14 protein-coding genes and 3 pseudogenes are annotated in these 22,588 nt (G+C 72.9%); 11 read left to right on the top strand and 6 right to left on the bottom strand.

Annotated features, from left to right (window positions below):
• Positions 1–60 precede the first annotated feature (60 nt).
• Positions 61–864 (bottom strand): annotated as a pseudogene (locus tag ACWD5D_RS28380) (NAD(P)/FAD-dependent oxidoreductase); the annotation flags it as partial.
• A gap of 124 nt (positions 865–988) precedes the next feature.
• A complete protein-coding gene (locus ACWD5D_RS28375; RefSeq protein WP_451375587.1) occupies positions 989–1,312 on the bottom strand; it encodes a bifunctional 3-phenylpropionate/cinnamic acid dioxygenase ferredoxin subunit in 324 nt (107 codons plus the stop codon).
• A 331-nt stretch (positions 1,313–1,643) separates the two neighbouring features.
• On the opposite strand from ACWD5D_RS28375, the gene ACWD5D_RS28370 reads away from it, so the two are divergent.
• The 7 genes and pseudogenes from ACWD5D_RS28370 to ACWD5D_RS28340 form a co-directional block, all read left to right on the top strand.
• On the top strand, positions 1,644–2,483 hold the full coding sequence (locus tag ACWD5D_RS28370) for an IclR family transcriptional regulator (RefSeq protein ID WP_451375586.1): 840 nt from the start codon (positions 1,644–1,646) through the stop codon (positions 2,481–2,483).
• Between the two features lie 293 nt (positions 2,484–2,776).
• Positions 2,777–3,862 carry an S-(hydroxymethyl)mycothiol dehydrogenase gene (locus ACWD5D_RS28365; protein ID WP_451375585.1) on the top strand — a complete coding sequence of 362 codons (1,086 nt, stop codon included), beginning with the start codon at positions 2,777–2,779 and terminating at the stop codon, positions 3,860–3,862.
• Positions 3,859–4,290 carry an MBL fold metallo-hydrolase gene (locus ACWD5D_RS28360; protein WP_451375584.1) on the top strand — a complete coding sequence of 144 codons (432 nt, stop codon included), beginning with the start codon at positions 3,859–3,861 and terminating at the stop codon, positions 4,288–4,290. Before ACWD5D_RS28365 ends, ACWD5D_RS28360 begins: the two co-directional genes overlap by 4 nt.
• A 52-nt stretch (positions 4,291–4,342) precedes the next feature.
• Positions 4,343–6,985, top strand: coding sequence for a GcvT family protein (locus ACWD5D_RS28355; RefSeq protein ID WP_451375583.1), 2,643 nt, complete (start codon positions 4,343–4,345; stop codon positions 6,983–6,985).
• A gap of 22 nt (positions 6,986–7,007) precedes the next feature.
• Positions 7,008–8,198: an N-methyl-L-tryptophan oxidase gene (gene solA, locus ACWD5D_RS28350; RefSeq protein ID WP_451375582.1), complete on the top strand. Its 1,191-nt coding sequence runs from the start codon at positions 7,008–7,010 to the stop codon at positions 8,196–8,198.
• Positions 8,199–8,209: 11 nt separating this feature from the next.
• Positions 8,210–9,381: pseudogene (locus ACWD5D_RS28345) on the top strand (aromatic ring-hydroxylating oxygenase subunit alpha).
• A pseudogene (locus ACWD5D_RS28340) lies at positions 9,374–10,150 on the top strand (aldehyde dehydrogenase family protein); the annotation flags it as partial. The pseudogenes ACWD5D_RS28345 and ACWD5D_RS28340, both read left to right, overlap by 8 nt.
• A gap of 90 nt (positions 10,151–10,240) precedes the next feature.
• On the opposite strand, the gene ACWD5D_RS28335 reads toward ACWD5D_RS28340, so the two are convergent.
• The 4 genes from ACWD5D_RS28335 to ACWD5D_RS28320 all read right to left on the bottom strand — a co-directional run bounded on the left by ACWD5D_RS28335 (position 10,241) and on the right by ACWD5D_RS28320 (position 18,562).
• Complete coding sequence (locus ACWD5D_RS28335) at positions 10,241–15,010, bottom strand: hypothetical protein (RefSeq protein ID WP_451375581.1); 4,770 nt, start codon at positions 15,008–15,010, stop codon at positions 10,241–10,243.
• A gap of 68 nt (positions 15,011–15,078) precedes the next feature.
• Positions 15,079–15,957, bottom strand: coding sequence for a hypothetical protein (locus ACWD5D_RS28330; protein WP_451375580.1), 879 nt, complete (start codon positions 15,955–15,957; stop codon positions 15,079–15,081).
• A 133-nt stretch (positions 15,958–16,090) separates the two neighbouring features.
• Positions 16,091–17,620 carry a hypothetical protein gene (locus ACWD5D_RS28325; RefSeq protein ID WP_451375579.1) on the bottom strand — a complete coding sequence of 510 codons (1,530 nt, stop codon included), beginning with the start codon at positions 17,618–17,620 and terminating at the stop codon, positions 16,091–16,093.
• 234 nt (positions 17,621–17,854) lie between these two features.
• A complete protein-coding gene (locus ACWD5D_RS28320) occupies positions 17,855–18,562 on the bottom strand; it encodes a GntR family transcriptional regulator (protein ID WP_451375578.1) in 708 nt (235 codons plus the stop codon).
• Between the two features lie 202 nt (positions 18,563–18,764).
• On the opposite strand from ACWD5D_RS28320, the gene ACWD5D_RS28315 reads away from it, so the two are divergent.
• The 4 genes from ACWD5D_RS28315 (at position 18,765) to ACWD5D_RS28300 (ending at position 22,584) form a co-directional block, all read left to right on the top strand.
• On the top strand, positions 18,765–20,084 hold the full coding sequence (locus tag ACWD5D_RS28315; protein WP_451375577.1) for an MFS transporter: 1,320 nt from the start codon (positions 18,765–18,767) through the stop codon (positions 20,082–20,084).
• A complete protein-coding gene (locus tag ACWD5D_RS28310) occupies positions 20,081–20,920 on the top strand; it encodes a putative hydro-lyase (protein WP_451375576.1) in 840 nt (279 codons plus the stop codon). The genes ACWD5D_RS28315 and ACWD5D_RS28310 overlap by 4 nt, the downstream gene beginning before the upstream one ends.
• Positions 20,921–21,043: 123 nt before the next feature.
• On the top strand, positions 21,044–21,802 hold the full coding sequence (locus ACWD5D_RS28305) for a LamB/YcsF family protein (RefSeq protein WP_451375575.1): 759 nt from the start codon (positions 21,044–21,046) through the stop codon (positions 21,800–21,802).
• Positions 21,803–21,966: 164 nt separating this feature from the next.
• A complete protein-coding gene (locus tag ACWD5D_RS28300) occupies positions 21,967–22,584 on the top strand; it encodes a 5-oxoprolinase subunit B family protein (RefSeq protein WP_451375609.1) in 618 nt (205 codons plus the stop codon).
• Positions 22,585–22,588 lie beyond the last annotated feature (4 nt).

Here is a 22,588-nt window from a genome sequence, read left to right as displayed (position 1 = left end):
CGCCCGGCGCATGGCTCTCGGCCGGTCGGCTCCAGCCCCCTCGGGCGACCGGACCGGTTCTCACAGCACAGCCGGCTCCGCCTTCCTCTGTTCCCGCCCGAGTTCCCGTCGGGCGCGCATGAAGGCGCGGCGGCGGTCCACGGAGAGCACGGCGACCGTGCGGCCGTTCCGCTCGAATCGGGCGAGGAAGCCCTCCTCTCCGGGGGCGCCGTCGTCAAGGTGGCCCTCCGTGACGTGGACGGTGTCGCCGTCGCGGCGTCGGCCCGCGAACTGGATGCGGGAGCCGTACTGGTCGGACCAGAAATAGGGCTCCGGACGGACGGTCTCGAGGGCGCGGCCCGCGAGCAGGTTGACCACGGCGACGCGGGGCTGCTGGGTGGCGGAGGTCCAGTGCTCGGCCCGGGTGCCGCCGGCGCGGGCGACGTCGCCGACCGCTACCACCTGGGGCAGGACCGTCACACAGCCGTCGTCGCAGAGCACGCCGTCGTGCAGGGCGAGCGTCGAGCCCACCAGCCAGGCGGTGTTCGGGGTGGCGCCGATGCCCACGATCACGACGTCGGCGGGCAGGGTGCGGCCGTCGGCGAGGTCGACGTCGGTCACCGAGACGGTGCCACGCAGGCCCGCCACACCGGTGCCGGTGACCAGGTCGACCCCGCCGCGGCGGTGCAGGGTGGCGCACACGGCGGCCATCTGCGCCCCCAGTTGGGGCACCAGCGGGAGCGGGGCGGCTTCGACGACCGCGACGTCGTGGCCGAGTCCGACGCACGAAGACGCGGTCTCGGCGCCGATGAAGCCGCCGCCGATGACCACCACCCGGCGTGGGCCCCGGGTGAGGTCGGCGCGCAAGGCGCGGGCGTCGTCCAGATCGCCGCGACGAAGGGAGCGACCCGCCCGCGGACCGGCCAGGCCGCCGCGGCGAAGGGATACACGGGTACACGGGCGGGTGAGACCGCTACGGGGGTGGGCGCGTACCAGCCGGTGAGGGCGTTCATGCGGCCGTGTCCTCCTCCGCGGTGACGTGGACGTGGACGACACCGTCGTCGACGGTGACGCGGTGGGTACGCAGGGGGCGCCGGGCCGGGAGGCAGGTCGGTTCGCCGGTGCGCAGGTCGAATGACGCGGCGTGCAGCGGGCATTCGACCAGGCAGCCCTCCAGCCAGCCCTCGGAGAGGGAGGCGTCCTGGTGGGTGCAGGTGTCGTCGATGGCGTACAGCTCGCCGTCGTCGGTGCGGAACACGGCGATCGGCGGTGTGGTCCCGACGCGGACGGACTCCCCCTCGGGGAGCTCTTCGAGGCGGCAGACGGGAATCACGGGCCCCCCTCTCGGTCCGGGACACGGGGTCCGGGACCTGCTCGATGCAGGCAGTAGGGATTCAGGCGGGAGTGATGCAGGCTGGGGCCAGGACCGTCGCCGGTCCGGGCGGTACGGCGGTACGGCGGTACGGCGGTACGGGAGTGACGGACCGAGACGGGTCCGGGTGGTCCGGGACCCTTCCGGGATCCGGACGCTTGGGTAACATGATGTTTCGCATGGCGCACGATCCAGCGCTATGCGCAACAGAATCCGCGCGGGACGACCGTCGCGTCAAGAGCTTCCCGCAGATGCGGCCCGAACCGGGCCGACAGGTGGTGAGAGTTGAGCCATGACCCGCATGCAGAAGCGGTCTGACCGCGGCGAGGAGACGACGGAGGCCTCGGGGGCCCCGGAGAAGCAGAGCGGCCGCGGCGCGGCCAGCGCGGTGCAGTCGGTGGACCGCGCCGTGAGCGTCCTGGAGATCCTCGCGCGGCACGGCGAGGTCGGCGTCACCGAGATCGCCGAGGAGCTGGACGTGCACAAGTCCACGGCGTTCCGGCTGCTCGGTGTCCTGGAGAACCGCGGCCTGGTGGCCCAGGCCAAGGACCGCGGCAAGTACTACCTGGGGGCCGGCGTCCTGCGCCTGGCGGGAGCGGCGGCCGTGCGGCTGGACATCTCCCAGGAGGGCGTCCCGATCTGCCGCGAGGTCGCCGACGAGCTGGGCGAGACGGTTAACATCGCCGTGCTCGACGACGACGCCGCGGTCAACATCATGCAGGCGCGTGGCACCGCCTCGGTGACCGCGCAGAACTGGCTGGGCAGGCGCACTCCCCTGCACGCCACCTCCAGCGGCAAGGTGCTGCTCGCGCACATGCCGCCGACGCTGCGCGAGGGCCTTCTGGCCAGGCCCTTGCCGCGGTTCACGGAGCGCACGCTCACCGGTGCCGCGATGCTGCGGACCGAACTGGAGGCGGTGATCGAGCAGGGCTACGGCGCCACGGTCGAGGAGCTGGAGCTGGGGCTCGCCGCCGTGGCCGCGCCGATCCGCGCGCACGACGGCCAGGTCATCGCCGCGATCAGCGTGTCGGGGCCGGTGTACCGGCTGAATTCCGACCGCCTGCCAGAGGTGGCGAAGCGGACGGTGGCGGCCGGCGCGGAGCTGTCCCGCCGTATGGGCTACGGCTTCTGAGGGAGCGGTGAGGAGACGTCCGAGCGGGGCCGGACCGGCACCGAAGGACGTCCGGCGAACAGACGCCTGCCGGTCCCGCACGGGGTGGGTGAGGGGCGGGCGCGGGACGGCAACTGCGGCGCGGGACCGGGACGTTCCTGGTCCCGCGCCGCAGTGTGTCCGAGAGCTTTCACCCCACAGGTTCCCTTTGCCGTGGGTTGGCGCGCACCTCTTGACGGCTCCGTGACGGCGTTCTCAGTATGTTCCCCATCACGCAACCCATCGCGCAAAGCGCAACAGCAGAGGAGCTTGTCGTGCCACACGAGGTCCGTGCCGTAGTCGCCGTGAAGAAGGGCGCACCCGTCGAGGTGCAGACGATCGTCGTGCCCGATCCGGGTCCGGGCGAGGTACTCGTCCAGGTGCAGGCCTGCGGGGTGTGCCACACGGATCTCCACTACCGGGAGGGCGCGGTCACCGACGACTTCCCGTTCCTGCTGGGCCATGAGGCCGCCGGGACGATCGAGGCTGTCGGAGCAGGTGTCCCCGATCTGCGGCCGGGTGACTACGTGGTCCTGGCCTGGCGGGCGCCCTGCGGAAGTTGCCGCTCCTGTCGCCGTGGCCGGCCCTGGTACTGCTTCGACTCGCGCAACGCCGCGCAGCCGATGACCCTGCCGGACGGAACCCCGCTGACCAGCGCCCTCGGCATCGGGGCGTTCGCCGAGAAGACGCTGGTCGCGGCAGGTCAGGCGGTGAAGGTCGACCCGGCGGCACGCCCCGAGGCGGCGGGCCTCATCGGCTGCGGGGTGATGGCGGGTTACGGCGCCGCGGTCAACACCGGCAAGGTCGGCCGGGGCGACTCGGTCGCCGTCATCGGCTGCGGCGGGGTCGGCAACGCGGCCATCGCGGGGGCCTGCCTCAACGGCGCGATGAAGGTCATCGCCGTCGACGTCGACGACAGGAAGCTGGACCAGGCCGAGAAGTTCGGCGCCACGCACACCGTCAACTCCCGTGGCACGGACCCGGTCGAGGCCGTTCGCGCCCTCACGGACGGCTTCGGCGTCGACATCGCGATCGACGCGGTGGGCCGGCCCGAGACGTTCGAGCAGGCCTTCTACATGCGCGACCACGCCGGCCTGCTGGTCCAGGTGGGCGTGCCCTCCCCCGAGATGAGGATCGAACTCCCGCTGATCGACGTGTTCTCACGCGGCGGCGCCGTCAAGTCCTCCTGGTACGGCGACTGTCTGCCGAGCCGCGACTTCCCCTTCCTCATCGACCAGTACCTCTACGGGCTTCTCGACCTCAACGCGTTCGTGTCGGAGACGATCGCCCTGAACCAGGTGGAGGAGGCGTTCGGCAAGATGCACCGGGGTGAGGTGCTGCGCTCAGTGGTGGTGCTGTGAGCGTCCGCGGGAACGTCCGCGTCGAACGCTTCGTCACCTCGGCCAAGTTCAGACTCGACGGCGAGACCTTCGATGTCGACCACGACGTCTGGCTGATCGGCGACGACGCGGAGGTGCCGGCCGTCGACGCGGCCCCCGAACTGTCCTTGCTCACCGTCGCCGGCCTCGAAGTCCACGTCCTGCACACCCCCGGCCACACCTGGGGCAGCCGCTGCCTCCACGCGCCCTTCCTGAACGCCGTGTTCACCGGCGGCACCCTCTTCCGCGGCGGTCCGAACGTCACCGGCCGCTCCTGCTCGGACCGCCCCACCATCGAGGCGTCCGTGCGCGACCGCCTCCTCACCCTGCCCGGCGACACCGTCGTCCGCACCGGGCACGGACAGGACCTGACGATCGCCGCCGAGCGCCCCCACGTGCCCACCGCCTGAGCGGCCCGCGGCCACCCCGTCCCCCTGCCATCCCCGCCCGCACAGGAGGGGCATGTCCAGCACAGCCGAAAACCGCCCCGGCACACCCGAATCTCGGATCGGCGCACACGGAAACCGCCTCGGCGCACCCGACGGCCGGCTCGGCGCACCCGGAGACCCCCCGCCTGCCCCCGAAGCCCCTCGCCCCGGCCCCCGCGTGGTCGTCATCGGAGCCGGCATCGTCGGCTGCTCCCTGGCCGACGAGCTGACCGCCCGCGGCTGGACGGACGTCACCGTCCTCGAACAGGGACCGCTGCCGGCCCCCGGCGGCTCCACCTCCCACGCGCCCGGACTCGTCTTCCGGACCAGCCCGTCGAAGACCCTCACCGCGTTCGCCCGGTACACGGTCGAGAAGTTCTGTTCGCTCGAGGTCGACGGCGTCTCCTGCTTCGAGCAGGTCGGCGGCCTGGAACTGGCTACCACCCCCGAGCGCCTGGCCGACCTGCACCGCAGGGCCGGGTACGCCGCCGCCTGGGGCATCAGCGGCGAGATCGTGAGCGCCGCCCGCTGCAAGGAACTCTGGCCGCTGCTCGACGAGTCTGTCGTCCTCGGCGGTTTCCACACCCCCGGCGACGGCCTGGCCCGCGCCCTGCTCGCGAGCCGCGCCCAGATGGACCGGGCCACCGCGCGGGGCGCCCGCTTCCTGGACCGGCACACGGTCACCGGGATCGAGCAGGAGGGCGGCCGTGTCACCGGCGTCGTCACCGACCGGGGCACCTTCCCGGCCGACCACGTCGTCTCCGCGGCCGGTTTCTGGGGGCCGGTGATCGGCCGTATGGCCGGCATCGGCGTTCCGTTGCAGCCCCTCGCCCACCAGTACGCGAGGACGCGTCCGCTGCCCGAGCTGAGCGGTGCCACCGCCGAGGCCACCCGGCCGATCCTGCGTCACCAGGACCGCGACCTGTACTTCCGTGAGCACGCCGACCGCATCGGCATCGGCTCGTACGCGCACCGGCCGCTTCCGGTCGACCCGTTCGCGGTCCCGGCGTACGAGGCGGCTCGCGCCGAGAACATGGAGATGCCGTCCTCGTACCCCTTCACCGAGGAGGACTGGGAGCCCAGTTGGGAGGAGTGCCGGCGACTGCTGCCCGCGCTGCGCGGGACCGGGATCGAGACCGGTTTCAACGGGGTCTTCTCGTTCACCCCCGACGGCATGCCCGTCCTCGGGGAGACGCGGCAGCTGCGTGGCTTCTGGCTGGCCGAGGCGGTCTGGGTGACGCACTCCGCCGGTGTGGCCAAGGCGGTCGCCGAGTGGATGGTCGACGGGCGGCCGTCGATCGACGTGCACGAGTGCGATCTCACGCGGTTCGAGGAAGCACAGCGTTCACCGTCGTACGTCCGTGAACGCGGTTCACAGCAGTTCGTCGAGGTGTACGACGTCCTGCACCCCCTCCAGCCCATGGAGCGGCCACGCCCCCTGCGCGTCAGCCCCTTCTACGCCCGCCAGCAGGAACTGGGCGCGTTCTTCCTGGAGGGCGGCGGCTGGGAGCGCCCGCACTGGTACGAGGCGAACGCCGACCTGGTCGACACCGACACCGACACCGTCCCCGAGCGCGACGCCTGGTCGGCCCGCTACTGGTCCCCGATCGCGGCCGCCGAGGCGAAGGCCACCCGCGAGAAGGTCGCCCTGTACGACATGACCCCGCTGCGTCGCCTGGAGGTCACCGGCCCCGGCGCCCTCGCCTTCCTCGACCGCATGACCAGCAACAATCTCCGGAAGAAGCCCGGTGCGGTCACCTACACGCTCCTCCTCGACACGTCCGGAGGCGTCCGCTCCGACCTCACCGTCGCCCGGCTGGCCCCCGACCGATTCCAGGTCGGCGCCAACTCCCCCACCGACCTGGACTGGCTGCTGCGCCACGCGCCTGCTGGGGGCCCCTCCCGCTCGAGCGAAGCCGAGAGTGGGGGAGTCCAGATCCGCGACATCACCTCGGGCACCTGCTGCATCGGCGTCTGGGGCCCCCTCGCCCGCGACCTCGTCCGGCCGCTGACCCGCGACGACTTCTCCCACGAGGGCTTCGGCTACTTCCGGGCGAAGCGGACCCACCTCGGACACGTGCCGGTGACGGCGATGCGCCTGAGCTACGTGGGTGAACTCGGCTGGGAGCTGTACACCACCGCCGACCTGGGCCTCAGGCTCTGGGACACCCTGTGGGAGGCCGGACGCGACCTCGGCGTGATCGCCGCCGGCCGCTCCGCCTTCAACTCCCTGCGCCTGGAGAAGGGCTACCGCGCCTGGGGCGTCGACATGACCGACGAGCACACCCCATCCGAGGCTGGCCTCGGCTTCGCGGTCCGCATGGACAAGGAGGACTTCGTCGGCCGTGAGGCCCTGCGTGCCCTCCCCGAACCGTCCCGCCGGCTCACCCCGCTGCTCCTCGACGACCCCTCCGCCGTGGTTCTCGGCAAGGAGCCGGTGTACGCCCCCACTCTCGACGTCGATCGAGCGGGAGGTGCCCCCATCGGCGGCCCCGCCGGCTACGTGACGAGCGCCTCGTACGGCTACACGCTCGGCCGGTGCGTCGCCTACGCCTGGCTGCCGGCCGGCCTCGCCACGGGCACCGGCGTGCACATCGAGTACTTCGGCGAGAAGGTCCCCGCGACGGTCGCCGACGAGCCGCTGTTCGACCCGGAGATGACCCGCATCCGCCGGTGACCCACCCCAGGAGGTCCGTGACGTGTCCCCCACCTACGACGTGATCGTCATCGGTCTCGGCGGCATGGGCAGCGCCGCCGCCCACCACCTGTCCGCGCGCGGCGCCCGGGTCCTCGGCCTGGAGAAGTTCGGCCCGGTGCACAACCGCGGCTCCAGCCACGGCGGTTCCCGCGTCACCCGGCAGTCGTACTTCGAGGACCCGGCGTACGTACCGCTGCTGCTGCGCGCCTACGAGCTGTACGAGGACCTGGAGCGGGCCACCGGGCGGGACATCGCCGTCCTGTCCGGGGGCGTCATGGTCGGGCCGCCCGACTCGCGGACCGTCTCCGGTGCGCTGCGTTCGGCGACCGAGTGGGACCTGCCGCACGAGATGCTGGACGCGCGGGAGATCCGCCGCCGCTTCCCGACCCTCGACCCGTACGACGACGAGGTCGCGCTGTACGAGGAGAAGGCGGGCCTGGTCCGCCCGGAGAACATGGTCGCCGCCCATCTGCAGCTGGCCACGCGGCAGGGCGCCGATCTGCACTTCGAGGAACCCATGCTGCGCTGGGAGCCGTACCGGGACGGGGTGCGCGTGCACACGGCCGAGAACACGTACACGGCCGGCCATCTGGTGATCTGCCCCGGCGCGTGGGCGCCGCGGCTGCTCACCGACCTCGGGGTGCCGTTCGCCATCGAGCGGCAGATCATGTACTGGTTCCAGCCGCGGGGCGGTACCGGGCCGTTCGAGCCGCACCACCACCCGATCTACGTCTGGGAGGACGCCGCCGGCGTCCAGGTCTACGGCTTCCCGGCCATCGACGGTCCCGAACTGGGCGCCAAGGTCGCCTTCTTCAGGAAGGGGCAGGTCACCACCCCGGAGACCATCGACCGGACCGTCCACCCGCACGAGATCCAGGCCATGGCGGACCACATGTCCCGCTGCGTCCCGGACCTGCCCGGCACCTTCCTCAAGGCCGCCACCTGCATGTACTCCAACACCCCGGACGAGCACTTCGTGCTCGCCCCGCACCCCGCGCATCCGGAGTCGGTCACCGTGGCCTGCGGTTTCTCCGGGCACGGCTTCAAGTTCGTGCCCGTCGTCGGCGAGATCCTGGCCGACCTGGCCCTGACCGGTTCCACCGCGCATCCGATCGGCCTGTTCGACCCCGCCCGCCTCCACTCTCGGCTCCGGTCGAGCGGGGGGACCCCCACCGCCACCGCGCCCGCCTGAGGAGCCCGTCCGTGACGACGACCCCGACCTCTCCGGCAAGCCCGTCCCCGTCCGCCCCGCTCTCCCCCAGCCTGATCGCCACGCTCCCCGGGCATTACTACACCGACCCGGACGTCTTCCGGCGGGAGCAGGAGGCGCTGTTCGAGTCCATGTGGTTCTGCGCGGTCCGCACCGCCGACCTGGCCAGGCCGGTGCCTTCCGCACGGTCCAGGTGGGCCGCGAGAGCGTCATCATCACGCGCACCCGCACCGGTGGACTTCGTGCCTTCCTCAACGTGTGCCGGCACCGAGGGGCACGGCTGTGCACCGAGGAGTCCGGCGAGGTGCGGCGCAGCCTCCAGTGCCCCTACCACGCATGGACGTACGACCTTGACGGCACATTGATCGCCGCACCCAACTTGATCAAGATGCCCGACGTCGACCGGGTCGCGTACGGGTTGATCAACGTGGCTCTGCGCGAATGGCTCGGCTACGCCTGGGTGTGTCTCGCCGTCGAACCCCCCTCCTTCGAGGACACGGTGATGTCCGCGGCCGTGGAGCGGCTCGGTGACGCGGCGGCCATCGAGCACTACCGCACCGAGAAGCTGGAACTCGGCAAGCGCGTCACCTACGACGTGAAGGCCAACTGGAAGCTGATCGTCGAGAACTTCATGGAGTGCTACCACTGCGCGACGATCCACCCCGAACTCACTTACGTGCTCCCGGAGTTCGCCGACGGGTACGCGGCCCAGTACTACGTGGGCCACGGCGCGGAGTTCGGCGAGGAGGTCAAGGGCTTCACGGTCGACGGCGGCGAGGGCTTCGGCAGGCTCCCGGAGGTGAGCCCGGAACAGGATCGCCGCTACTACGCCATCACGATCAAGCCGACCGTGTTCGTCAACCTCGTACCGGACCACGTCATCCTGCACCACATGTTCCCGCTGGCCGTGGACCGCACGGTGGTGGAGTGCGACTGGCTCTACGCACCCGACGTGGTCGCGTCGGGTGCGGACGTCTCCCGGTCCGTGGAGTTGTTCCACCGGGTCAACGTGCAGGACTTCGACGCCTGCGAGCGGACCCAGCCGGGGATGTCCTCGCGCGCGTACCGCGGCGGCGGGGTGCTGGTCCCGAACGAGCACCACATCGAGATCTTCCACGCGTGGCTCCTGGAGAAGCTAGGGAAGCCGGGAGGCGACCGTGCCTGACCTGTTCATCGACGGCGAGTGGCGCGGCGCCCTGGACGCCCGCACCCGCGAGATCCGCTGCCCCGCCGACGGCTCGCTGGTCGGGGTCGTGGACGAGGCGGGCGGCAAGGACACGGCGGAGGCGGTCGCGGCGGCCCGCCGCGCCTTCGACACCGGCCGCTGGCCCCGCACGGCCTCGCAGGAGCGCGGTGACCTGCTGCGGCGGGTCGCCGGACTGCTGCTGCGCGACAAGGGCGCCCTGGCCCGCGCCGAGTCCCTGGACACGGGGAAGCGACTGGTGGAGAGCGCGTACGACATCGACGACATCGTGAACTGCTTCCGGTACTTCGGGCACCTGGTCGCGAGCGAGACCGGGCGGGTGGTCGACACCGGCCGGGAGGGCGTCGACAGCCGGGTGGTGCACGAGCCGGTCGGGGTCTGCGCCCTGATCACGCCCTGGAACTACCCGCTCCTGCAGACCGCGTGGAAGGCCGCGCCCGCCCTCGCGGCCGGAAACACCTTCGTCCTGAAACCGAGCGAGCTGACCCCGCACACCGCGATCCACCTGGTCCGGCTGCTGGCCGAGGCGGGCCTGCCGCCGGGCGTGGCCAACCTCGTGCTGGGTGCCGGACCCAAGGCGGGGGCTCCGCTCGGCGACCACCCGGACGTCGATCTCGTCTCCTTCACCGGTGGTCTGCAAGCGGGCCGACGGCTGATGGCGGCCGCCGCCGGCACGGTGAAGAAGGTCGCGCTGGAACTGGGCGGCAAGAACCCGAACATCGTCTTCGCCGGCCCGTGCATCACGACGATGATGATCGGCGAGAAATGCGCCGACATGATCAAGGAGGATTCCTGATCGATGAGTTGGTCAACCTGTTGATCAACTGGTCGTCGGCGCCGGCCGCTTGAACATCCGGGTCGCCGTGATCTCGCTGTGCACCGCTTCTCCGGCCTGGGGCTGCTGGGGCAGTCCCGGCCGGAGGTGTTCCTCCACGCTGATGTACTTCAGGCCGGCCCTGAGGTCGGCGTCGTTACGCAGGCGGATGACCAGCGGGAACTCGGCGAGAGCCGTCGTGTCGAAGAGACCCGTGGTGTACAGCAGCTGCACGCCCAGCGCATCGGACACGGCCCGCTGGAGCTCCAGCAGGTAGGTCGCGTTGGCGCGGCCGATGGGGTTGTCCAGGAACAGCGTGCCCGCGTGCCGGTGCTTGTCGCGTCCCCGGTCGTTGGAGCGCAGGGCGGCCATCGTGCAGTACAGGGCGATGGCGGCGGTGAGCAGCTGGCCGCCGGAGAACACATCGCCCATCTGTCCGACGGGAACCCGCTCGGCGCGCAGCACGGCGTCCGGCTTGAGGATCTCGACGGCCACGCCCTTGGGCTGGAGGGCCGCCGCGACTCCGCGCAGCAGCAGGGACATGCCGTCGCGGCGCATGTCGGAGTTCTTCTTGACGGCCGCGCGCGTGGCTTCGTCGATGACCTCGCCGAGTCGTTCGGTGAGGGTCGCCTGGTCGGGTTCTTCGAAGCGGATGCGCAGGAACTCCTGCCCGGACCACTCCCCGAGCCCCTCCGGGAGACGGGACAGCCGCTGGGCGGACCTGAGCGTCGCCAGCGCCGACTCCACGAGCCCGCGCAGCCGGTCCACGATGGAGTCCCGGTTGCGCTCCAGCTGGGCCAGTTCGTCGGTGAGGACGCGCAGTCGGGGCGCGAAGGCGTCGGCCCACTTCTGGGCGTGCTCGGGCAGCGCGGAGGCGGGCAGTTCGCGGATCTGCTGCCGGGCGGGGGTGCGGACCTGTTCGAAGCGCGTGGAGTTGGCGTGCCGGACGAGGATGTCGCTCGCCTCGCGCACGGCCGCGTCGGCGGCGGACAGGTCGGCGGCGCAGCCGCGCAGCGAGCGGCGGGCCTCGGCGGCCGAGTGCCGGGCCTCCTCCGGGCTGCCGGGGTACGGCTCCGGCTGCTCCTGCTCTTCATCGGAGGTGTGCTCGCGCAGCAGGTCGCGGAGCATCGCGGCGATCTCGTCGAAGCCGCCGGCCGCGTCCTCGGCGGCTCGGTGTGCCTCCAGCAGCTCGGCGTGCGCCTCGCGGGCCTCGTTCAGCGCCGCGTTGCGGGCGGCGAGTTCGCCCGTCGCGGTGCGCAGCAGGGTCTGGGCGTGCTCGGCGTCGCGCGGGACGAGTTCCTCGGGCAGCTCGGTGTGCGCCTCGCCGTCCTCGGGTGCGTGCCGTTCGGCTTCGCCGCGCAGCCGGCCCAGTTGCTCGCTCGCGGTCGACATGCGGGTCTCCAGGAGCTGTACGAGCTCCTCCGCGCGCGCGGCGGCGGCCTGCCGGGAGGGGCCGTCCGAGCCGTCGGGCGACTCGAGCAGCTGCTCGGCGCGGGTGCGCACCTTGTTGGTGAGGCGGTCCAGTTCGGCGTGGGCGGCGCTCTCGTCGCTCTCCGCGCGGGCCTGTTCGGCGCGCAGGTCGGCGCCGACGCCGACCTTCTCGTACACCTGGGAGGCGGCTCGGTAGGCCTCGCGGAGGGCCGGCAGGGACGCCTTCGGCGCGTCCGCGTCGCCCTCCGGTACGTCGTCGGGGGCGCCCGCGATCTCGGAGCGCTCGGCGCGCAGCGCCCGCGCGGTGCGGCGGGCGTCGTCGGCGGCGCGCTGGGCGGCGCGGCGGTCCTCGTCGGCGGCGCGGGCGCGGTCCAGACAGGTCTGGGCGCGGGCCTCCGACTCGGCCGCCTCGTCGGCGAGTTCGCGGAGCCTGACCTGCCAGCCGGCGCGCTCGCGCAGGCGGTAGGCGAGGCCTGCGAGGGCGTCGGCGGCGCGGCGGGCCTTCTGCGCCGCCTCCTGGCGCTCGTCGCGGACCTGGGTGGCCTCGGCGGCGGTCTCGTCGGCCTCCGCGCGTGTGGTGCGCGTCTCGGCGAGTTCGGCCTCGGTCTCCTCGGCGAAGGCGCGTGCCTCCTGTGCGGTCTCGGCGAGTTCGGTGAGCCGTCCGGCCGGGCAGCCGGTGCGCCAGGAGGCGAGCCGGGCGGCCAGTTCGCGGTCCTTGCCGAGCCGGGCGGCGCGTGTGCGGATCTCCTCGTCGCGCTCGGTGGTGCGGGCGCGCAGTGCCTGCCGCTCCTCGTCGGCCGCGTGTTCGTCGTGCATGGCCGGGTTCGGCGGTACGAGGAAGACGTCCCCGGGGCCGGCGTCGGGGCTCGGGGTGGGGGCGAGCAGAGCGGCGGCCGTGCCGACGGCCACGGTCGAGCGCGGCAGCAGGGCCGCGTCGCTGAGCGCGTCGCGGGCACGCGCGTGCGTGTCCGGGTCGGTGATGATGACGCCGTCGACCAGTTCGGGCCGGGCGGCGAGCACGCGCGCGTGGTCGGCGGGGTCGACGGCCTGCGCGAGGTAGCGCCAGCCGGGCAGGGCGGGGATGCCGTGCTCGCCGAGGAACTCCACGGTGGCCAGGACGTCCGGTCCGGGCGGCAGCAGCCCGCCGTCGCCGAGGGCGCCGAGGATGCGGGCGTCGTCGGCGGCGGCGGTGCGCAGCTCGAAGAGGTGCCGTTCGGCGGAGGTGACGGCGTCGTCGAGCAGCCCGCGCAGTTCGTCGGCGAAGCGGTCCAGCTCCTCCGGGGTCAGAGTGCCCTCGGCGACGGGCCGTGGGGTGCCGTCGGCGCCGGAGCCGGCTGCCCGGTCGCGTGCCCCACCGTCGAGGTCGTGCGTCTCGCCGGCGGCTCCGCGTGCTCCGCGGTCGGTTCCGCCGGTCGCCGGGCCGTGCGGGGCCCCGTCGGGGCCGGTCGCGTCGTCCGCTCCCGTCCGGGAGCCCGGTACTCCGGCCCGTCCGGCGGGCACGCCGGGCAGGCTCAGCAGTTCCGCGAGCCGTTCCTCGGCGGCGAGGGCCTCGGCGAGACGCCGTTCGGCCTCGTGGGCCCGTTCGGCCGCGGTCGCGGCGTCGGCGGCGCGGGCCGCGGTCAGTTCGGCGCGGGACTCGGCGGAGGCGGCTTCGCGCGCGTGCTCGGTCGCTTTGCGGGCGGCCTCGCGGGCCGTGTCCCAGGCGGCCACGGCGGTCTTCTCGGCGTCACTGGCGGCGAGCGCGGCGCGCGCGGGGTCGGCGTCCGGGGCGCTGTCGTCGAGCCAGCCCGCGCGGACGGCCTGCGCCGTCTCCTGCTCGACCTCGGCGAGGCGCTGGCGCAGGTGTCCGGCCTCGCTGCGGGCGCGCTGCGCCTCGGTGGCGGCGGTCGTGGAGTCCCGGTGGGCGCTGTCGCTGACCTCCTGGAGGTCGGCGGAGCGCTCCTCCCCCTCGTTGGCGAGGGCCTCGGCGCTCTCGGCGGCCGCGTGCAGCGCCCGTACGAGGTCCACGGCGGCCTTGGCGCGGGCGGCGAGCGCGGGCGCGGCGTCCCGTTCGGCCTCCTGGATCGCGGCGGACACGCGTGCCACGCGGTCGGCGGCGGCACGGTGGCGCAGCACGGCCTCGGCGGCCTGCCAGGCGGAGTGCAGGGTGCGCGCGTCGGCCAGTTCGCGCTTCTGCGCGGCGGCGGACTTCTCGGCGGCGGCGAGTGCCAGGGAGGCGTGCCGGTAGGCGAGTTCGGCGGCGATCAGGGAGCTGCGCTCGCGGGCGCCCTCGGAGTGCGTGACGGCGTAGGCGGCGGCCGTGACGCGCTGGGCGAGGTCGGCGGCCCGCACCCGCTCCCGCACGGCCCGCGCGGACAGCCGCCGGGCCAGCGTGCGGGTACGGCGCTCGGCGCCGGCGTGGATGTCACGCGCGCGTGAGCGGGCGTCGGCGGCCTCGACGATCCGCCCGAGCAGGTCGGCGGAGCCCGCCGTGAAGTCGCGTTCGGCGATCAGCTCGGCGCGTCGGCCCAGCTTGTTGCCGAAGCCGCCGACGAGGTCGGCGAGGCCGTCGGTGTCACGGGTGTCGGTGACGGCGCGCAGCAGCAGGTCGGTGAAGTCGGAGTCCTTCTTGACCGCGAAGAGACCGGCCGCCTCGCCCTCGTCGGCGTTCATCTCGCGCTGGTAGCGGAAGAGTTCGGGGTCGAGGCCGAGGTCGCCGAGGTGCTCGGTCCAGCGCTCGTGGATCTCCTCCCAGTGCACCTCCAGGTGCGGGTAGGCCTTTCCGGCCTCGGTGAGCGCGTCGCGGAAACCCTTCATGGTGCGGCGGCGGCCCTGGGCGCCGGAAGCCCCCTCGACGGGCGGCCGTACGGCGGTGGACTCGGCGACGGGCAGGTTGTCCAGGCTCAGGCCGGGGCCGGGCCGGAAGGAGTACCAGGCCTCGGCGAACTTGCGCGGGTCGTTGGAGACCTGGCGCCCGCGCCATTCGCTGGCCTTGCCGACGACCACGCACTCGCCGGTCTGCACGTGCTGCCACTCCAGCGCGACGTGCCCGCAGTCGTCGGCGAGCAGGAACTTGCGCAGCACGCCGGAGCTGGCGCCGCCGAGGGTGTTGCGGTGGCCCGGCAGCATCACCGAGAAGATCAGCTTGAGCAGGACGGACTTGCCGCCGCCGTTCTCCAGGAACAGCACGCCCGCGGGCGCGGGCCGGCGCGGCGGGCCGACCGGCTCCTCCTCGAAGAACTCTGCCTGTGCGGGCGCCGGGTCGGGCACGGGCTTGCCCACGCCCCGCAGGTCAAGCACGGTGTCGGCGTAGCGCGCACCGGCGGGCCCGATGGAGTAGAGGCGGACCCGGGACAGCTCGTACATGGCGGACTCTCGCGTTAAGTCTTCGGAAAGGTGCGGTGGTTCGGGCGGTGCGGATGCTTCGGGGAGCGTCAGGAGTGGAACGGCAGCCCGGCTTCGGCCACCAGGTCCAGGTCCTCGGTCTCCTCGGCGGGCAGCAGGCTGGCCGTGCCGTCGGTGACCGGGACGACGCCCAGTTCCAGCAGTTCGGCCATCGCGGCGCTGCCGGCCATGTCGCGCACCTGGAGCTGGTAGCGCGCCGTGGTGCGGTAGGTGCCGCCGTTGTCGTCGCCCGTGCGCTGGAGGAAGCCGGAGTCGGTCAGGAAGGTCACGGCCTTGGCCACGATGCCCGTGGTGGAGGCGGCCGGCCGGCGGGCGTCCTTGGTGGCGCCGGTGGCGCTGCGTCTCGCCCAGATCCGCCACGCGGCCTCCAGGTCGGGGGCGTCGGTCGCCGGGTCGGTGTTCTCGCCCAGTTCCTCCGCGCGCTCCTCGATGCGGCGGCAGGCCTGCCGTACGAAGGCGTCGACGCCGTTGACGGTGACCCGGCCGATGTAGGAATCGTCGGCCAGGTCCTCGGGGCGCGGGAACGCCAGCGCGGCGACGGCGAGATGGGCGAGACCGTGCAGGAAGCGGTCGCCGGAGTCGGCGGCGGTGCGACGCGCGTAGTCGCCCATGCGAACGGCGAACACCGAGTCCTCGGCGGCCGTCACGGCCATCCCCGCGCGCGGGGACACCTCCAGCACGACGAGTCCGAGTCCGGCCGCGACCGCGTCGGCGAGCCGGGCGAACGCCGGGTCCTCGCGGTAGCGGCGCAGCAGTTCCGTGTATTCCTGGTCGCGCGCGGGCTGCAGCTTGGGCTGCAGCCCGAAGGCGACGAGCCGCGCCGCGTCGGCGGCGTCGGCGGGGGTGACGGCGGTGGTCGCCTGCGGGGCCGGGGCCTCCGCGTCACTCCACTCGACGTGCTCGCTCACGACTGCAACTCCTTGAACTTGAAACGAGGGTGACGCCCGACTCGCTCGGGGGCGTGGGGCGGTATCGGTCTGCGGCTCCGCCGCGGGGCGCGACGGGCCCCGAACGGCCCGCACCCGCCCACCGACAGAACCATCACGCGGCCTCCGTCCTGTCGGCGGCCATCCCCGCCGCGTCCAGCAACGCGGTCCCCACGATCAGATCGGCGCCGCCGAACTCGGGATCGTCCAGTTCGGTCCCGTCGTCCACGGCGAACAGCAGCTTCCCCTCGCCCTGGCGGTAGGCCGTGCCCACGGCGGGGCTGGCCGCGTGGACCGCCATCAGGGCGACCAGATAGGCCAGATCGGGGTCCCCGGTGCGCCGCGCCTGCACCAGCAGCCCCGACAGCCTCCGTGGCGCGTCGGCCGGCAGGTCCAGCAGCTCCGTGGCGGCGGCCAACTGCTCCTCGCTGAACCGGCTGTCGTCCGGCGTGGCGATCAGGTCGGGCTCGGGCATCTCCGCGCCCAGGTGCTCCCGCTCGACCGGCGGCGTCAGCAGTATGTCGACGAGGTCGCCCACCCGTACGGACGCGGGGGTGCGCAGACCCGTACCACGGGCGAAGAACGCGTCCGTCGCCCGGATCGCCTGCCCCAGGGGCAGCGACAGCACCGGCGCGACCAGGTGGCCGTACAGGTCGATCCCGGACGTGGCCCTGGGCGTGGCGAAGGCCTGCCGGTCCTGTTCGGCGCGGAAGAGCGGGCCCGCCTCCAGCAGACGGGACTGGAGCTGGGTGTGCCGCCGGATGCAGTCCTTGACGATGTCCACCAGCTCGGCGGCGCGGCGCTTGTGCTCGGGGTCCTCGGTCTCGTCGCGGGCCTTGCGGATGTTGGTGAGGATCGCGTTCTCATGGCGGTACCGGTCCGCCACGTGGTCCAGGGCCTCGGCGATCATGTCGGGCACGGCGCTGAGCCAGTCGACCGCGCGGACGTTGCGCCGGGTGGCCTCCAGGGCGCGGCGCAGGGTCTCGGAGTACTGCACCGTGCGGTAGCGGGCCTGTTCGGCGGCGAGCTGGGCGTCGGCCAGGCGACCGCGGTTGATCAGCACCTCGAGCTTGACCTCGGCGGCGATCTGGGCGCTGGTGACGTCGGTGTCCAGGGCGCCGACCAGGACGTTGACCGCCTCGTCGGTGGTGCGCAGGTAGACGGTGCCGCCGGGGCCGGGGACCTCTTCGATCAGCTTGAAGTCGTAGTCACGGCGGACATAGGTGCCGTCCGGCGCGAACGTGCCGTACACCGCGCGGAAGCCGCGGTCCACGCTGCCGACGTTGATCAGGTTCTCCAGGACCCAGCGGGCCACGCGCTCGTGCTCACCGGTGGGTCGGCGCGGGGCCTGGGCGGCGATGCGCGGGACGAGCCGGGCGATTATCTGCTCGTGATCGGCGCCCGTGTCGAAGTCCATGTTCAGCGTGACCAGGTCGATGGCGGACAGGGCCACCTCGGCCATGCCGTACACCGAGTATTCGCCGGCCAGGTTGGCCTTGCGCGCGTCCAGGTCGTGCAGCGGCGCGGTGCAGGCGAGCGCGCGCAGCCGCCGTGCCAGCCCCTCGTCGGCGGCCGGGCCCGGCGCCGGGCGCGGGCCCGCGCTGAGCTGGGGCGGAACGCTGTCCGTCGATGCAGGCGAAGTCACGGTGCACAGAGTAGGTCCTCGGTCTGACATCGACCCAAACGACGCAGAAGCGGCGGGTGTCACAGTGACGCGTGACACCTGCGGAAACCGGTGCCCGGACGCCTGCCCGCATCACCGCCCCCCGGACGCCTGCCCGCATCACCCGGCCCTGGGCGTCATCCGGCACCACCCGGCCCCGGGCGTCCGCCTGCAGCGGCCGGAACCGTCGGCCTGGGGCCGGCTCACCGCCCGCCGTCAGTCCGCCCCGTTTCCCTCCTCGCCGACCCGCCGCCGGTAGACCTCCACGACCCGCTGCAGCGAGTCGGCGAGGTAGGTCTCCAGCAGTCGTTCGGCCTCGCGCCGGTCCCCGGCCTGGAGGGCCTGGAGAATCTGGCGGTTGCGCAGGAGGTAGGGCTCGTGCAGTCGGCGTGGGTCGTCGACGACGTGGAAGGCGAGCCGCAGTTCGGCGAAGACACTGCGCATCAGCTCGTCGGTGCGTTCGCTGCCGGCGAGTGCGACCAGTTCCCGGTGGAAGTGGATGTTGGCCGTGCCCAGCGATTTCCAGTCATTCTCGTGCGCGGCCAGCTGCCCCTCGGTGACGGCGGCGGCGAGCCGGTCGAGCGCGTACGGCGGCTCGCCGAGCGCGCGGACGACGGCGCGCTCCACCAGGGAGCGGGTGCGGTAGATGTCCTCGACGTCCTCCACCGTCAGCACCCGCACGAAGACACCGCGATTGAGCTCGTGCACGAGCAGACGCTCATGGGTGAGCAGCCGGAACGCCTCGCGCAGCGTGTTGCGGGACACTCCGAGCGCCCCGCCGATGCTGTCCTCCGACAGGCGTGTGCCTGGCGGGAAATAGCCCTCGGCGATCCGGCTTCTGAGGATGTCGGAGACGCGTTCGGCGGTGCTGGTGCGCCCCAGAAGGGCACGGTCGTCGGCCAGTCCCGTCAGCTGCTCTGCCATGCCCGGAATTCAATCGCAGACCCAGGAACGAAACAACATGGGTATTGAAGGATCGTTGAACGATCCTCTACGGTGCTCCGCACGGCCCGCTCCGCATACGACTCGCCGCACTGCTCGCCGCACTGCTCACCGCGCTGCTCGCCCCACCGCGCACCGCACTGCTCAGTTCCCGCACCCTTCGTCCCCTCTCTGCGAGGTGCCCATGAGCACGACTCCTCCGCCCCGGTCCGTGACGTCAGGCGTACGACAGCCGCACGATGAACGCCCGGCCGAGGACGCCGCGTTCGGCTGGCTGCGCGCACTCGGACCGCGCGGCCGACGCGCGTTCGCCGGCGCTTTCGGCGGATACGCCCTGGATTCCTACGACTACTTCACACTGCCGCTGAGCATGGTGGCCATCGCGTCCGCGTTCGGCCTGAACAGCGGCCAGACCGGCCTGATCACCACCGTCACGCTGGTGGTCTCCGCGATCGGCGGCGCCGTGGCGGGCGTCGTCGCGGACCGGGTGGGCCGCGTCCGGGCGCTGATGATCACGGTGATCACGTACGCGGTGTTCACCGTGGCCTGCGGTTTCGCTCCCGACTACGAGACGCTGCTGGTCTTCCGCGCCCTCCAGGGACTCGGCTTCGGCGGTGAGTGGGCGGTCGGCGCGATCCTGGTCGCCGAGTACGCGAGCGCGCGCCACCGGGGCCGTACGCTCGGCGCGGTCCAGAGCTCCTGGGCGGTCGGCTGGGCGCTGGCCGCGATCGTCTACACGCTGGTCTTCTCCGTCGCCGGCGACGACCTGGCCTGGCGCGTCATGTTCTGGACCGGGGCGCTGCCCGCGCTCCTGGTGGTGTGGCTGCGCCGCCGGGTGCACGACGCGCCCGAGGCGACGGTGGCCCGTGAACAGAGCCCGGCGCGCGGCTCGTTCGCGGCGATCTTCCGCCCCGGCACGGACGGCGAGCCCGGCCTGCTGCGCACGACGGTCTTCGCTGGCCTGCTGTCCACGGGCGTGCAGGGCGGCTACTACACGCTGGCGACCTGGGTGCCGACGTACCTGAAGTCCGAGCGGGGCCTGTCCGTCGTCGGTACCGGCGGCTATCTGACCTTCCTGATCTCCGGAGCCTTCCTCGGCTACCTGACCGGCGGCTACCTCACCGACCGGCTCGGCCGGCGCCGCAACATCTGGCTGTTCGCGGTGCTGTCGGCGGTCTGCGTCCTGGCCTACGCCAACATCCCGCACGGCGCCGACACCCTGCTGCTGGTGCTGGGCTTCCCGCTCGGCTTCTGCATGTCGGCCATCTTCAGCGGCTTCGGCTCCTACCTGAGCGAGCTGTACCCGACGGAGGTGCGCGGCACCGGGCAGGGCTTCACGTACAACACCGGCCGCGCGGTGGGAGCGGTCTTCCCGACCCTGGTGGGCTTCCTCGCCGACAGCTGGGGCGTGGGCGGTGCGCTGGTCTTCGGCGCGGTCGGCTACGGCCTGGCGGCGCTTGCCCTGCTCGGACTGCCCGAGACGCGCGGGAGGGAGCTGGTATGACGGGGCCGAACCGTACCGACGACCGTCCCGTCGCCCTCGTCGAGGAGCACGCGCACGCGTGGAGCCCGAAAACCGCGCGGCACCGCTTCCGGGAGGGCCTGACGGGCCCCACGGCGGGGGTCGCGGCCGGCCACACTCAGGCCAACCTGATCTCGGTACCGGCCGACTGGGCGTACGACATGCTGCTGTTCTGCCAGCGCAACCCCAAGCCCTGTCCGGTTCTCGACGTGACGGACGCGGGTTCCACCACGACTCCCCTCGCGCCCGATGCGGACCTGCGCACCGATCTGCCGCGCTACCGGGTGTGGCGGGACGGCGAGTTGATGGAGGAGCCGACGGACGTGCGGGCGCACTGGCGGGACGACCTGGTGTCGTTCCTGCTCGGGTGCAGCTTCACCTTCGAGTGGGCCCTCGCCGGGGCCGGCGTCCCTATCCGGCACGTCGAGCAGGGCCGCAACGTGCCGATGTACGTGACCGGCAGGCAGTGCCGCCCCGCGGGCCGGCTGCGCGGGCCGATGGTGGTGTCCATGCGCCCGGTGCCGCCGCAGCACATAGGCGCGGCGATCCGGGAGAGCAGCCTGCTCCCGGCCGTACACGGCGGCCCCGTGCACTGCGGCGACCCGGCGGCCCTCGGCATCGAGGACCTCGGCCGTCCCGACTTCGGCGACCCGGTGGACGCCGATCCCGACGACATCCCGGTGTTCTGGGCCTGCGGAGTCACCCCGCAGGCGGCGGTCATGGCCTCCCGCCCACCGTTCGCCATCACCCACGCACCGGGCCGCATGTTCCTGACAGACGCCCGCGACGACCAGTACCGCGTGGTCGGCGTGGACTGACACCCACGTACGGAACACAGCTCATCCGACACCCGCCGCCCGACACCGAACACCGAACACCCGACACGCAACGCAGCACAGACCCAGCGCCACGGCCCCGGAGACACGGAGACACGGAAGACCATGACGACGATCGATCTGAACGCCGACCTCGGCGAGGGCTTCGGCCGCTGGCGGCTGACGGACGACGAACAGCTGCTGTCCGTCGTCACCAGCGCCAACGTGGCCTGCGGGTTCCACGCCGGGGACGCGGCCACCATGCGCCGGGTGTGTGAGCTGGCCGCCGAGCGCGGAGTGACGATCGGCGCGCAGGTCTCGTACCGGGACCTGGCCGGGTTCGGGCGGCGCTCGATGGACGTGCCGCCCGCCGAGCTGGCGGCCGAAGTGGCCTATCAGATCGGCGCGTTGGAGGTGTTCGCCCGGGCGGCGGGCGCGCGCGTGGCGTACGTCAAGCCGCACGGCGCGCTCTACAACCGGGTCGTGCGCGACGAGGACCAGGCCCGCGCGGTGGTCGACGGCGTACTCCTGGCGGATTCCTCCCTGCCGGTGCTGGGCCTGCCCGGCTCGCGCCTGCTGGAGCTGGCGGGGAAAGCGGGACTGCGGGGCGTCACGGAGGCGTTCGCGGACCGCGCCTACACCGACAACGGCACGCTGGTGCCGCGCGACCGGGACGGCGCCGTGGTGACCGACCCGGATACCGTCGTGGACCGCTCACTGAGCCTCGCACGCTCCGGCGAGGTCACCGCGCACTCCGGCACGCGTATCCCCGTGCAGGCCCGCTCGCTGTGCCTGCACGGCGACACGCCCGGCGCGGTGGAGCTGGCCCGCCGCGTGCGCGAGCGGCTGATCACGGCGGGTGTACGGGTGGAGGCCTTCGCATGACGGACCTGCCCGCCGGCCGCACGAGCACCACGCGCGTCAGCCCGACGACGACCATGCCGGTCAGCCCCACGACAGCCGCGCCCGACAACCCCACAACAGCCACGCCCATCAACTCCACAGCAGCCACGCCCGTCAGCCCCACAACATCCACCCCCGTCGACCGCATGCGTGCCCTGCCCGTCGGCGACGACGCGTTGCTCGTGGAGGTCGCCTCCGGCGAGCAGGCGCAGGCGCTTCACGCGGAGCTGCTGCGCCGCCGCGCGGAGGGCTCGCTGACCGTCCGGGAGATCGTCCCGGCGGCGCGTACCGTCCTGCTCGACGGCCTGGACGATCCGGTCCGCTGGGCTTCCGAACTGACGTCCGCCGAGGTGCCGCCCGCTCCGCCACGCGCGCGTGAGCTGATCGAGCTGCCCGTGCGCTACGACGGCCCGGACCTCGCCGACGTCGCCGCCCACTGGCAGGTGGGCGAGCACGAGGTGGCCCGCATCCACGCGGGCACCGAGTTCACGGTGGCCTTCTGCGGGTTCGCGCCCGGATTCGGCTACCTCACCGGACTGCCCGCCCGCTACGACGTCCCGCGCCGGGCGACCCCGCGCACCGCGGTGCCGGCCGGCGCGGTGGCGCTGGCCGGGCCGTACACGGGTGTGTACCCGCGTTCCTCGCCAGGCGGCTGGCAGCTGATCGGCACGACGGACGCGCCGTTGTGGGACCACGCGCGCGTACCGGCCGCCCTGCTGTCGCCGGGCACGCGCGTGCGCTTCGTACCGGTGGAGGACGCATGACCGG

The sequence above is a fragment of the Streptomyces sp. NPDC002520 genome, assembly GCF_053595235.1.
This window is presented reverse-complemented; position numbering and strand designations above follow the sequence as displayed.